The 13,321-nt window shown below is 68.6% G+C and carries 8 protein-coding genes and 2 tRNA genes; 6 read left to right on the forward strand and 4 right to left on the reverse strand.

The genetic code is table 11. The annotated features are described in order from the left end of the window. Positions 1-15 precede the first annotated feature (15 nt). Positions 16-822 carry a carbon-nitrogen hydrolase family protein gene (locus C6P61_RS02005; protein ID WP_105728254.1) on the reverse strand — a complete coding sequence of 269 codons (807 nt, stop codon included), beginning with the start codon at positions 820-822 and terminating at the stop codon, positions 16-18. Beyond that, entirely contained in the window at positions 819-4,961 is a 4,143-nt protein-coding gene (locus C6P61_RS02010) for a YhdP family protein (RefSeq protein ID WP_170067306.1), read from the reverse strand. Before C6P61_RS02010 ends, C6P61_RS02005 begins: the two co-directional genes overlap by 4 nt. Positions 4,962-4,976: 15 nt before the next feature. Between C6P61_RS02010 and glnE the strand changes: the two genes are divergently transcribed. After that, the gene (gene glnE, locus C6P61_RS02015; protein ID WP_105728295.1) at positions 4,977-7,754 is read left to right on the forward strand and encodes a bifunctional [glutamate--ammonia ligase]-adenylyl-L-tyrosine phosphorylase/[glutamate--ammonia-ligase] adenylyltransferase; all 2,778 of its coding nucleotides are present in this window, start codon (positions 4,977-4,979) and stop codon (positions 7,752-7,754) included. A gap of 45 nt (positions 7,755-7,799) precedes the next feature. Here the strand turns inward: glnE and C6P61_RS02020 are convergent, their stop codons facing one another. After that, positions 7,800-8,417, reverse strand: coding sequence for a glutathione S-transferase C-terminal domain-containing protein (locus C6P61_RS02020; protein WP_105728256.1), 618 nt, complete (start codon positions 8,415-8,417; stop codon positions 7,800-7,802). A gap of 80 nt (positions 8,418-8,497) precedes the next feature. Between C6P61_RS02020 and purB the strand changes: the two genes are divergently transcribed. Continuing rightward, positions 8,498-9,946, forward strand: coding sequence for an adenylosuccinate lyase (gene purB / locus C6P61_RS02025; protein ID WP_105728257.1), 1,449 nt, complete (start codon positions 8,498-8,500; stop codon positions 9,944-9,946). A gap of 80 nt (positions 9,947-10,026) precedes the next feature. Here purB and C6P61_RS02030 read toward each other — a convergent pair whose 3' ends face one another. After that, positions 10,027-10,725 (reverse strand): ProQ/FinO family protein, encoded by a 699-nt coding sequence (locus C6P61_RS02030; protein ID WP_105728258.1) that lies wholly within the window; start codon positions 10,723-10,725, stop codon positions 10,027-10,029. A gap of 58 nt (positions 10,726-10,783) precedes the next feature. On the opposite strand from C6P61_RS02030, the gene C6P61_RS02035 reads away from it, so the two are divergent. The 4 genes from C6P61_RS02035 (at position 10,784) to C6P61_RS02050 (ending at position 13,308) form a co-directional block, all read left to right on the forward strand. Beyond that, positions 10,784-10,859 (forward strand) — tRNA-Lys (locus C6P61_RS02035). A gap of 69 nt (positions 10,860-10,928) precedes the next feature. Then, positions 10,929-11,004, forward strand: a tRNA-Lys gene (locus C6P61_RS02040). Positions 11,005-11,286: 282 nt separating this feature from the next. Next, positions 11,287-12,216, forward strand: a complete 930-nt coding sequence (locus tag C6P61_RS02045; protein WP_105728259.1) for a branched-chain amino acid ABC transporter permease — start codon at positions 11,287-11,289, stop codon at positions 12,214-12,216. Positions 12,217-12,231: 15 nt separating this feature from the next. Then, complete coding sequence (locus C6P61_RS02050; RefSeq protein WP_105728260.1) at positions 12,232-13,308, forward strand: branched-chain amino acid ABC transporter permease; 1,077 nt, start codon at positions 12,232-12,234, stop codon at positions 13,306-13,308. Positions 13,309-13,321 lie beyond the last annotated feature (13 nt).

Raw genomic sequence — 13,321 nt, forward strand, 5'->3', positions numbered from 1 at the left:
AGGGGGCTGCGCGTCTCAGAGCCTGCGATGCTGCAGCGCGGGCAGCTGCTGGCGCACCGATTGCAGCCGGGCCAGGTCGAGTTCGCAGACCACCAGGCCGGCACCGACCGCATGCTGGCCCAGGATGGCGCCCCAGGGGTCGACCACCAGGGTCTGGCCCCAGGTGTGGCGGCCGTTCTCGTGCAGGCCGCCCTGGGCGCTGGCGATCACGAAGGCCTGGTTCTCGATCGCACGCGCACGCAGCAGGACTTCCCAGTGTGCCTGTCCGGTGGTGTAGGTGAAGGCCGAGGGCACGACCAGGATGTCGGCCGCGAGCTGGCGGTACAGCTCGGGAAAGCGCAGGTCGTAGCAGACGCTTAAGCCCACGCGCCAGTCCTTGCCGCTGCGGTCCTTCAGCGTGAAGGCGGTCGGCTGCTCGCCCGCGATCAGCGCGGCAGCTTCGTCATAGCGTTCGCGGCCGTTGTCGTAGCGGAACAGGTGGATCTTGTCGTAGCGCGCCGCGACCTTGCCCTTGGGGTCGTAGACCATGCAGGCGTTGGCCGCGTGCTCGGGGTCGTCGGTGGCCATCGGCAGCGTGCCGCCCACGATCCAGAGTCCGAGCTCGCGGGCGGTATCGGACAGGAAGTCCTGCACCGTGCCCAGGCCGGGCGTCTCGGCCAGCAGCAGCTTGTCGCGGTCGCTGCGACCCATGAAGCAGAAATACTCGGGCAGCACGGCGAGTTCGGCACCGGCGGCGGCCGCCTGGTCGAGCAGGCGGTGTGCCTGGGCCAGGTTGCGGTCCACGCTGATTTCCGAAACCATCTGGATGGCGGCGACTTTCATGGTTGTCCTCCTTGGGTTTTTTCCGGTAGCTTAGCCGCGCCGGGCTCAACTTTCTCGACTTTCGGGTCGTACCAGGACCCGCTGACGTGGAACTGTTGTGTCGCTGCCGCCCGCAGCGGCTTGCCGATCAGGTATTGCGCCACGAAACTGCCGAGCCCGACGGCCGGATTCACCAGGCTGGTTATCAGCGAGGCGCCGCCGGTATTGAGCTCGGGGATCACGAGCGCCGAGAGGTCCTGCGTTTCCTGGCCGAGGTCGGCCGATCCGTCGAGGAAGACGACCGCGTTGACGCCCCGCATCTGCAGGTTGTCGCTGCTGATCACGCCCTGGGCGATGCGGGCGCTGCCGCGCACCGAATCGAAGGCGAAGCCCTCGCTGAAGATGTCGCGGAAATCCAGCGTCAGGCGGCGTGGCAGTGCCTGCAGGCTCAGCACGCCGAGCAGCTTGGCCAGGCCGGGGTCGGCCTGCAGGAACTGGCCGCGCTCGAGCGCGAGCTGCAGCGCTCCGTTCAGGCTCGGCGGGTGCAGCGCCAGCGGCGAGCCCAGCCAGGCGACCTGGCCGGTCAGCGAGCCCTGGCCGCCGCGCACCACGCCCGGCATGCCCAGGCGCGCCAGCAGCGCGCCGGCGTCCTCGATCTCCAGCTTGAGCTGCAGCGCGGTGCGGCGCTGGACCGCAGCGCCGACCGTGCTGGCCGCACCTGTGACGCCCCTGGGCGCCGCCGCGATGGCCCAGTGGCCGGTGGCCTGCAGCCGCGCCTCGGGCGAGCTCAGGTTGAGCTTTTCGAGCCGCCAGACGCTGCCGGCTTCACGCTGGCTCGGACTGGGCTGCTGGTTGACGGCCTCGATCTCGAGCCGGCCCAGCTTGCGCGAGCCGAGCTCGAAGTCCTGTACCACGATGTCGAGCGCCGGCAGCCGCACCGGTGCCTGCTGGGTCAGCTGCTCGATCTCGCTGGCGGCGCTGTGCGGCAGCATCAGGTGCTCGAGCCGGGCATAGACCCGCCCTGGCGAGTCGGCATCGGCCGGCTGGTACTCGACCCGGCCCTTGAGCTGGCGTGCCGCGATCGTGCCGCGCCAGCTGTTGCGCTCGAGCTGGCCCTTGAGCTCGAGCTCATGGAAGCTGCGACCTTCATGATCGATCTGACGCGCGCGCAGCGCCACGTTGCCGGGCCAGTAGGCCCGGCTGTCGCTGGCCAGACCGGTCGCGCTGGCAGCACCGACTGCACTGCTGGCAGGGTCGCCGGGGCCAGGCGCCGCTTGCGCCGCATCGAAGGCGTCCTGCCAGTCCTCGAGCGAGAGCCGGTCGAAGGCCAGCTGGGCCTGCACGCCGCGGGCCGGCAGGGCCGGGCGCTCGGTTCCCAGCGCCAGTGCGCCGCGCAGCACCCGGGTCTGCTCGCCCTCATGTTCGCGCTCGTAGCGCGCGCTCACGACCGGCTTGGCGGCCGGCCCCAGGTCCAGGCTCAGCAGGTCGCGCCAGCGGCCATTGTCGGGTGTCTGCGGCGCGACCTCGTAGCGCATCGGCAGGCTCTCGGTCGCGGTCTTGCCCAGCGGGGCGGGCAGGGCCAGCGCCAGGCCCTGCAGGTTCGAACTCACCGTCAGCGCGGTCGCCGCACCCTGGAATTCCAGCTGCACCTGATAGCCGGTGCTGCCGCTGGCGATCTGGCCCAGGGCCGCCAGCGCCTGCCACTGGCTGGCCTGGCGCAGGCCCAGGGCGCTGGCACTGCCCTGGCCGCTGAAGCTGACCAGCGCGCCCTTGCCCGGCGTCATGCCGCCCTGGAACACCAGCTCGCCACCGAGCAGCTGGGTGCGTGCCTGCGGCACGTTGAAGCCCTGTTCGCTGAAGCGCAGCGAGCCGCTGGTACCCGTCAGCGTCGGCGTGTCGGGCGTGAACTGCATGTCGTTGCCGGGGAACTGCACCAGGCCCTCGACCCGGCTGCTCTCGATCCGTTCGAGTGGCAGCTCGAGCCGCAGCTGGACCTGGGTCTGGCCGTCGATGCGCGCCTGCTCGAGCGCGTGCCCGGTCATGCCCAGCAGGGGCGAGCGGTTGACGAAAGCCAGCGCGTCGGCGGCCGGACCGGCGATCTGGCCCTTGATCTGCAGCTGCGGTGCATGCGCCAGGTCCGGGATGCGTGCCTCGACCTGGCTGGCGCGCAGCTGCGGCAGCTCGGCGACCTGGGCCCGGCCCTGCACGATCGCGAGCGAATTGCCGTCGATCTGCAGCTCGCCGTCGACCTGGCTCAGCGCCGGCCAGGCCGGTCGGCCGTCGGTGTTGCGCATGGCCGGCACATAGTCGAGCTCGACCCCGCTCACGCTGGCGCGCACGCTGAACTCGCCGCTGCCGGGCCGGCTGAAGGGGAAATCCGCCAGGTCACCGCGGACCTTGAATTGCGCCGAGCGCGACTGGCCGCGCCGGATCGCATCGCGCACATAGTGGCGCGCCTCGGCATTCACGCCCAGCGGCAGGTAGCGGTGCACGCGGGTGCCGTCGGCGCGCGACAGCGTGGCATCGAGCTCGAGCCGGCCGGGAAAGCGGCTGCGCGGCGTGCTGCTGACCGGGCTGCTGGCCGGATCGCTGGTCTGCCAGCGGCCCTTGGCCTGGCCGGCGGCATCGGCATTGGCAAAGCTCAGCTGCGGGACTTCGACCTGGATGCGGTCGCCGTCGATCGTCCATTGCAGTTCGGTCTGCAGCCGGTCGAACTCCAGCCTGGGTTGTTCGAACAGGCCCGGAAACTCGAGCGCGCCACGTTCGAGCTCCACGCTGGCCTGGCCGCCGCTGTCGCTGGCATCGAAGTCCAGGCTGGCGCCGCTCAGTCCCGGCCGGCCGTTGCTGGCGTTGCCGGCCTGCAGGCTCAGCCCGCTGACCTCTCCCTTGGCCTGCCATCGGCCCTGGGGCTGCGTGCCGGCCTGCCATTGCAGCTCGAGCTGCTCGATCAGTCCGGCCGGCTGCAGCTGGTCCAGCCAACGGCGCCCCGGGGCCGGCAAAGGCAGCTGTGCTGCCAGCTGGCGTAGCGCCACCAGGTCGAGCCGGTCGCCTTCCAGCCGCAGCGTCTGCAGGCCACCCCCTTTTTCACTGGCTTGGCGGGTCTCGCGGTAGCGCAGGTTGCCGCCGGGCCAGGTGGTGCCCTGATCGGTGCGGAAAGCCAGGTCGCGGGTCGCGATCTCGAGTGCGCCTGCCTCCTGCTTCAGCTCAAGGCGCCCGCCGAGCTGCTGCAGCTTGAGCGGCTGGAGATCGGGCGCCAGCCGCAGCGCGAGCCGGCGCAGCGCCAGGTCGCCCGTGAAGCCGGTCCACTGGCCACGGCTCAGCTCGCTCCAGAAGGCCAGCGAGCCTTCGCCGTCCTGCAGTTCCAGCTGTTGCAGCAAGCCGGGGTCGAGGTACTGGCGCAGCGGCTGCAGCCGGAGTTCGCTGAATTCGCCATAGAGCTGGCCGCTCCAGTTCTTCAGCTCGCCCGCGCCGGCCAGCGACAGCAGCGGCTGGCGAAAGCGCCCGCGCAGGCTGAAGCGCGCGCCCCAGTCCGCCGGTGGCGTGGCGTCCAGCCGCAGCTGGTGCTGGCGGCCCGGGTTGCGCAGCAGCAGGCTGACCTCGCGCAGCTCCAGCGGCGGTGCCTGCGGGCGCAGTTCGTCGCTCCAGCGCAGCAAGCCGTCGCGCAGCAGGAATTCACGCTGGGAAAAGAACCAGTCGGCCGCCTCGCTCGGGCCGCCGCGGCTCGCCAGCGCGATGCCGGCCAGCGTGACCACGCCGTCGGCCTGGCGGCGCAGCTCGAGCTCCGGCCCATCGATCACCAGCTGCTCGAAGCCCAGGCTCAGCAGCGAGCGCAGCGACAGCGTGCCGAGCACGCTGGGCAGGCGCAGCGCCTCGCGCCCCTGCGAGTCGAACAGGCGCAGCTCGCGCAACGTCAGCTGGGGCAACAGGCTAGCTGATTCGGCTTGCAGCGCGCCGATCTCGACCCGTAGCCCCAGTGCCCGCGTGGCGGCTTGCTCCAGCTCGGGCTTCCAGTTTTCGATTCGGGGCACAATGACCCAGTGCAGCAGGCCCCAGCTGAGCGCGACCAGGCACCAACTGGTCAGCAGCAGCCAGAGCAGGGCGCGTGCCGATCCCGCTGCCAGGCGCAGCATGGCGGTGGGACGGCTGGAAACAGGATTCATAGGCTCGGAATTATGATGGTCAACCAGGTAGCGGACAGTGCCGCTTCGGAGCAATTCACGCTCAGACATGCCGGCGCGGCCGGCCAGTCGCGCTTCGTGCAGCGCATTCGTCGCCGCTATGAGCAGGAGCTCGCGCTGCTGCCGCCCGGCGCGCCGCGGCGCGAGATCATGTTGCAGACCCTGGAGCAGCTGCGCGCGCGCGGCCTCGACCTCGGCTCCGCCTTGCGCGTGCTGCGCCATCTGGTGCTCGAACGCCTGACGGTGCTCGATACCGAATACGAGGCCCCGCTGGCCGTGGTCACGCTGGCCGTCACCGAGCTGGCCGAGATCGCGCTCGACCAGGCGCTGCTGCAGGCGCAGCAGGAGCTCGACGAGCTGCACGGCGCCCCGCTGTTCCAGGACATGTCGCTGCCGGCCGCCCAGGGTCCGCAGTTCAGGCGCGCCACGCTCTGGGTCGTCGGCATGGGCAAGTTCGGCGCCCGCGAGCTCAATGTCTCGAGCGACATCGACCTGATCTACGTCTACGACAACGACGGCGACACCGCCGGCAACGCGCTCGGGCGCAACCGCATCAGCAACCGCGAGTATTTCGCCAAGGCGGTCAAGCGCATCTACGCCACCGTCGGCGACATCACCGAGCATGGTCAGGTGTTCCGGGTCGACCTGATGCTGCGTCCCAACGGCAGCTCGGGTCCGCCGGCGGTCTCGCTCGGTGCGCTGGAGGAGTATTTCCTGGTCCAGGGCCGCGAGTGGGAGCGCTTTGCCTGGCTCAAGAGCCGGATCGTCGCGCCGCTGGCCGCCATTCGCGACGGCAACGCGGCCCAGTTGCGCGGCGTCGTGCTGCCCTTCGTGTTCCGCCGCTACCTCGACTACAACGTGTTCGATTCCTTGCGCAGCCTGCACCGCCAGATCCGCGAGCATGCGGCCAAGCGCGCTGCCGGCCACCCCGAACGCGCGCATGATGTCAAGCTCTCGCGCGGCGGCATCCGCGAGATCGAGTTCACCGTCCAGCTGCTGCAGGTGGTGCGCGGCGGCGCCTTCCCCGAGCTGCGCAAGCGCCCGACGCTCGACGCGCTGCAGCGCGTGACCCGCGCCAACCTGATGTCGGCCGCGACCGCGCAGCAGCTGGCCGAAGCCTATGACTTCCTGCGCCGGGTCGAACACCGCATCCAGTACCTCGACGACCAGCAGACCCATATCCTGCCGACGCGCGACGACGACCTGGCCTGGATCGCGCTGACCATGGGCTATGCCGATACCTGCGCCTTCCTGTGCGCCTTCGATGCCCACCGCGAGCTGGTGGCGCAGGAGTTCGACACCCTGCTCGGCCAGTCGGGCCAGGCCAGCTGCAACGGCAACGGCTGCAACGGCCAGCCGCGCAATGGCGTCGAGAGCCTGCAATCGGTGCTGCCGCAGCTGCCAGTGGCCTTTGCGGCCAAGGTGGCCGAATGGACCGAGCACCCGCGCGTGCTGGCGCTGCGCGAGGACGCCCGGGTCCGGCTGGCGCGCCTGGTGCAGCGCACCGGAGCCTGGATCGAGGAAGGCAAGGTCAGCGAGCAGGGCGCGCTGCGCATGGCCGACTGGATCGAACCGCTGCTGCGGCGCGAGAGCTACCTGGCGCTGCTGCAGGAGCGGCCCTCGGTGCACGAGCGCCTGCTGCGCATCTTCGGCTCCGCCAAATGGCCGGCGCGCTACCTGCTCAAGCATCCGGGCGTGATCGACGAGCTCGCCAGCCAACAGCTGTTCGAGGACCGCTTCGATCCGGCCCAGTTCGAGTCCGAACTCGAGGCGCGCCGCGTTTCGCTGGCCGCCACCGGCGAGGACGACGACGAGGCGCTGCTCGACCTGCTGCGCCGTGCCACCCACGCCGAAACCTTCCGTACCCTGGCGCGCGATGTCGAGGGTGTGCTGAGCGTCGAGCAGGTCGCCGACGACCTCAGCGCGTTGGCCGACAGCGTGCTGCGCGTGACCGGTCGCTGGTGCTGGCAGCGCCTCAAGCAGCGCCACCGCGACGAGCCGCGTCACGCCATCATCGGCTACGGCAAGCTCGGCGGCAAGGAGCTCGGCTACGGCAGCGACCTCGACATCGTGTTCGTCTACGAGGACGACGACGAGCGCGCGCCCGAGGCCTATTCGGCCTTCGTGCGCAAGCTGATCAACTGGCTGACCGTCAAGACCGGCGAGGGCGACCTGTACGAGATCGACACCGCGCTGCGTCCGAACGGCAACTCGGGCCTGCTGATCACGACCTTTGACGCCTTCGCCGACTACCAGCAGCAGCGCGGCAGCAATACCGCCTGGACCTGGGAACACCAGGCCATCACGCGCGCGCGCTGCGTGCTCGGTGCGCCCGAGCTGGCCGCGCGCTTCGACGCCGTGCGCGAGGCCGTCATGAGCGCGCCGCGCGACCGCTCAGCGCTGAAGGAGGAGATCCGCAGCATGCGCGAACGCATGCGCGAGGCCCAGCATCTGCGCGAGGGGCGCTTCGACATCAAGCACAGCCCGGGCGGCATGATCGATGTCGAGTTCATCGTCCAGTTCCTGGTGCTGTCGGCCTGTGCCGAACATCCCGAGCTGCGCGGCAACGTCGGCAACATCGCGCTGTTGCAGCGCGCCGAGGCCGCTGGAATGCTGCCGCCCGGCATGGGCGAGGCGGCGGCTGCAGCCTACCGCGAGTTGCGCCACCTGCAGCACCGCGCCCGTCTCGACGAGTCCAGCACCCAGTTCGACCCGGCGCCGCTGCAGCCGCACATCGACGCGGTGCTGGCGCTCTGGAATCAGGTGCTGGGCTGATCCGCGGCCCGCGCCCGGCCGTTCACTGCCGTCCGTATCTGCCGCTTACTGCGGCGGGCGCGTGTCGGCGAAGCTCGGCCGGGTCATGAGCTTGTCGTGCAGCCTGAGCAGCCGCGGATGACGTTCGCGCCAGGCCAGTTGCGGGAAGCGGAAGTCCAGATAGCCGAGCGCACAGCCCAGCGCCACATCGGCCAGGCTCAGGTGGATGCCGTGGCACCAGGGGCGTTCGCCCAGCTGGCGCTCCATCAGCACCAGCGCGGCCTCGACCTTGCCGAGCTGGCGCGCGATCCAGGCCGGCGAGCGTTCACTGTCGGCGCGGCCCGGCCAGTGCGACTCCTGGCGCGCCAGCACTGCCGCGTCAAGCAGGCCGTCGGCCAGCGCTTCCCACTGCTTGACTTCCATGCGTTCCCGACCTGCCGCCGGGATCAGCCGGCCGACCGGCGACAGCGCATCGAGGTACTCGACGATCACGCGCGAGTCGAACACCGCCTCGCCGCCGTCGAGCAGCAGGCAGGGCACCTTGCCGAGCGGGTTGTGCTGGGCGGCCAGGCTGTCGGGCGCCATCACGTCATCCTCGACATAGGGACAGTCGAGCTTTTTCTCGGCCAGGACGATGCGAACCTTGCGCACGAAAGGGCTGGTGGCGGTGCCGATCAATTTCATAGATTTTGCTTTACTGGGTCTTCCCTGAACGGCTCATTCTAGTCACCTGTGGCGCGCGCTCTTCTACAATCCGGGCCATCATGCAAGCATCTACCTCTGTCGAATTTTCCCCCGTCACGGCGCTGTCGCCGCTGGACGGCCGCTACTCGGCCAAGCTCGCCGCGCTGCGCCCCTACCTGAGCGAGTACGGCTACATGCACCGCCGGGTGCAGGTCGAGCTGGCCTGGTTCGAGCATCTGAGCGATGCCGGCTTCGCCGAATTCCCGCCGCTGTCCAGCGCTGCCCGCGCCCACCTGCGCGCTGTCGTCGCCAACTTCAGCCCGGCCGATGCCGAGGCGATCAAGGCGATCGAGAAGACCACCAACCACGACGTCAAGGCGGTCGAATACTGGATTCGTGGCAATGCCGCCATGGGCGTCAAGGGCGCCTTCGACGGCTGGGCCGAACTGCAGCAGGCCGGCGAGTTCGTGCATTTCGCCTGCACCAGCGAAGACATCAACAACACCAGCCATGCGCTGCAGATCAAGGCCGGCCGTGACCAGGTGCTGTTGCCGGCGCTCGACGGCATCATCGCCAAGCTGCGCGCCCTGGCGCACCAGTTCGCCGCCGTGCCGATGCTGAGCCGCACCCACGGCCAGACCGCCAGCCCGACCACCGTCGGCAAGGAATTCGCCAACGTCGTGATGCGCCTGAACGGCGTGCGCGGCAAGATCGCCGGCGTCGCGCTGATGGGCAAGATGAACGGCGCCGTCGGCAACTACAACGCCCACCTGAGCGCCTGGCCCGAGTTCGACTGGGAAGCCTTTGCCCGCGCCGTGGTCGAGACCCCGGAGCCCGACGCTGCCACCCCGGCCGATGCCAAGATCGGCCTGGGCCTGACCTTCCAGCCCTACTCGATCCAGATCGAGCCGCACGACTACATGGCCGAGCTGTTCGACGCCATCGCGCGCAGCAACACGATCCTGATCGACCTGGCACGCGACATCTGGGGCTATGTCTCGCTGGGCTACTTCAAGCAAAAGCTGAAAGCCGGCGAGATCGGTTCGAGCACCATGCCGCACAAGGTCAACCCGATCGACTTCGAGAACGCCGAAGGCAACCTGGGCCTGGCCAACGCTGTTCTGAAGCACCTGTCCGAGAAGCTGCCGATCAGCCGCTGGCAGCGCGACCTGACCGACTCGACCGTGCTGCGCAACATCGGCGTCGCACTCGGCTACACCGTGCTGGCGCACCAGTCGCTGATGACCGGCCTGAACAAGCTCGAACTCAACGAGGAAGCGCTGGCCGCCGACCTCGACGCGGCCTGGGAAGTGCTGGCCGAGCCGATCCAGACCGTGATGCGCCGCTACGGCGTGCCGGGCGCCTACGAGAAGCTGAAGGAAGTCACGCGCGGCAAGTCGGTCACGGCCGAAGCGCTGCACGCGCTGATCGTCTCGCTCGAGATCCCGCAGGCCGACAAGGACCGTCTGCTGGCCATGACGCCGGGCAGCTACATCGGCCAGGCCGTCGAGCTCGCCAACCGCGTCTGACGACGGCATCCGCCCTGACATGGGCGGATCGCACAGCAAAAAGCCCCTTTTCAGGGGCTTTTTGCATGGTTGCGGCTGTTTCAGGCCTGCTGGCTGCGGCGCTTGACGCGCTCGAGCATGCGCTGGACTTCGCCGAGCGGCAGGCCGTAGCTGTCGGCAAAGGCGGTTGGCTCCAGGCCGCTGGCGCTGTAGGCGCGGTGCAGCGCCGCGTCCTTGGCGGCGCGCGCGGCGGCCTCGTCGAGCGCCTGGTCGAACAGCGCCTGCACGGCCGGGTCGCGGCTCGGCAGCAGGACGGCGTAGTCCTCGCGGCTCAGTCCCGAGGCCTCGAAGGCCTGCGCGATGCGCTGGCGCAGTTTCGGCTTGAGGTCCTCCTGGCTGCGCGCCTGACGGCGGCGGTGCACTTCGAGCAGGGCATGCAGCACATGCTCGGGCGCCATGTCTTCGACCGCCTGGCCGGCCAGGTCGTGGCGCGCCTGACCGGCGGCAACGCTGCTGAGATAGCGGGTCGAACGGGTGTGCAGCGCCAGCGCCGCCTTCAGGCCTTCGGCGTCCAGGCCTTCGGGCTGGGCAGCCAGCAGGTCGGCATAGATGCCGCGCTTGAGCGGACGCGGCTGTTCGCCGAACAGCTGGGGATACCAGTCGGCCAGCTGCTGGAGCACCGGATTGGCCGGCGCTTGCGCGCGCGGCTGCCCTTGGCGGCCAGCGGCTTGGCCTTGGCGCCGACGCGGCTGGCTGGAAGAGGGAGTGGAGCGGGGCGGCTTGGCTTGTGTATCGTTCATGAAAAAATTGGCGCCGATTTTTCGGCTGGCTGATTTTATGCCATAATAGCGGCTTCTCGGGTTCTTAGCTCAGTTGGTAGAGCAGCGGACTCTTAATCCGTAGGTCGAGTGTTCGAGTCACTCAGGACCCACCAGATACGCCATGCAGAGACAATCTGCAAGGCATCTTTCCGAGAAGCGATGCATCAGCATCGATCTTGATCGGGTCGTTAGCTCAGTTGGTAGAGCAGTTGACTTTTAATCAATTGGTCGCAGGTTCGAGTCCCGCACGACCCACCATACATAGCCCCGCAGCCACAAGCTGCGGGGTTTTTGTTTTTGTGGCATCGACTGTATCAGGCCAGGCGAGCAAAAGAGTCGCAGGTCCGGTGCGGGCGCAACTCTTGCTTGTCTGGTGGCCGTCCGATTCCTGATCCGCACCGGTTTCGATGGCTGCCGTGGTGCGCGGTCGAGGGTAAACCCCCAGGCTGTGCAGGAGAGGCCATCAAAAGCTGCTGCATACAATCGTCGCACCCGCTCTGCCCACCCCGCCGGGCCGAGCCACAAGTCAATGGAGTTTTTATGGAAGTCTTGCTTCAGCAGATCATCAACGGTCTGGTGCTGGGCAGCATGTATGCCCTGGTCGCCCTCGGCTACACCATGGTCTATGGCATCGTGAACCTGATCAACTTCGCCCATGGCGAAGTGTTGATGGTCGGCGCCTTGACCTGCTGGACCCTGGTCGGCTTGCTGCAGGAGGCCTTTCCCGGCCTGCCGGGCTGGGTCGTGCTGCTGGTCGCGATGGCGCTGGCCAGCGTGGTCGCTGCCGCGCTCAACTGGACCATCGAACGCGTGGCCTACCGGCGCCTGCGCAACAGCCCCAAGCTCGCGCCGATGCTGACCGCGATGGGCATGAGCATCCTGCTGCAGACGCTGGCCATGATCATCTGGAAGCCCAACTACAAGTCGTTCCCGACCCTGCTGCCGAGCACGCCCTACGAGTTCGGTGGCGCGGTGATCACGCCGACCCAGATCATGATCCTGGGCCTGACCGCGGTGTCGCTGGCGGTGCTGATGTGGCTGGTCAACTCGACCAGCCTGGGCCGCGCGATGCGCGCGACCTCCGAGAACCCGCGCGTGGCCAGCCTGATGGGCGTGCGGCCCGACTTCGTGATCGGCTCGACCTTCGTGATCGGCGCCGTGCTGGCGACCATCGCGGGCGTGATGTGGGCGTCCAACTACGGCACGGTGCAGCACACCATGGGCATGCTGCCGGGCCTGAAGGCCTTCACGGCGGCGGTGTTCGGTGGCATCGGCAACCTGGCTGGCGCCGTCGTCGGCGGCCTGCTGCTGGGCCTGATCGAGGCGATCGGCTCGGGTTACATCGGCGAGCTGACCGGCGGCGTGCTGGGCAGCCACTACACCGACATCTTCGCTTTCGTCGTGCTGATCATCATGCTGACCCTGCGCCCCTCGGGCCTGCTGGGCGAGCGCGTGGCCGACCGTGCCTGAGGCCAGGAGAACCCCATGAAACTGAACAAACTTCAAACGCTGCTGTTCGCGCTGGCGCTGCTGCTGTTGCCACTGCTGCTGCAGAGCTTCGGCAACGCCTGGGTCCGGATAGCCGACATGGCGCTGCTCTACGTGATGCTGGCGCTGGGCCTGAACATCGTGGTCGGCTATGCCGGCCTGCTCGACCTGGGCTATGTCGCCTTCTTCGCGGTCGGGGCCTACCTCTACGGCCTGCTGTCCTCGCCCCACCTGATCGACACCTTCCCGGCCATCGCCGCGATGTTCCCGGACGGCATGCACATGTCGTTGCTGCTGATCGTGCCGCTGGCGGCGCTGCTCGCTGGCGTGGCCGGCGTGCTGCTGGGTGCGCCCACGCTCAAGCTGCGCGGCGACTACCTGGCGATCGTGACGCTGGGTTTTGGCGAGATCATCCGCGTCTTCATGAACAACCTGGATCATCCGGTCAACATCACCAACGGGCCCAAGGGCATCGACCAGATCGACTCGATTCACCTGTTCGGCCTCAACTTCGGCAAGAAGCTGGAACTGTTCGGCTTCGAGATCGCCTCGGTCACGCTCTACTTCTACCTGTTCCTGGCGCTGGTGATCGGGGTCGTCGTGATCTCGCACCGGATCGAGAACTCGCGCATCGGCCGCGCCTGGATGGCGATCCGCGAGGACGAGATCGCCGCCAAGGCGATGGGCATCAACACCCGCAACATGAAGCTGCTGGCCTTCGGCATGGGGGCCAGCTTCGGCGGCATCTCGGGCTCGATGTTCGCCGGCTTCCAGGGCTTCATCTCGCCCGAATCCTTCAGCCTGCTCGAGTCGGTCATGATCGTCGCGATGGTCGTGCTCGGCGGCATCGGCCACCTGCCCGGCGTGATCCTGGGCGCGGTGCTGCTGTCCGCGCTGCCCGAGGTGCTGCGCTATGTCGCAGGTCCCTTGCAGGCCATGACCGACGGACGCCTCGACGCCTCGATCCTGCGCCAGCTGCTAACCGCACTGGCCATGATCGTCGTGATGCTGATGCGTCCGCGCGGCCTGTGGCCGACCTCCGAGCATGGCAAGAGCCTGCAGCATGTCAAGTGAGCCGCAAGGAAAA

This window comes from Malikia spinosa (assembly GCF_002980625.1).
Lineage (GTDB): Bacteria > Pseudomonadota > Gammaproteobacteria > Burkholderiales > Burkholderiaceae_C > Malikia > Malikia spinosa.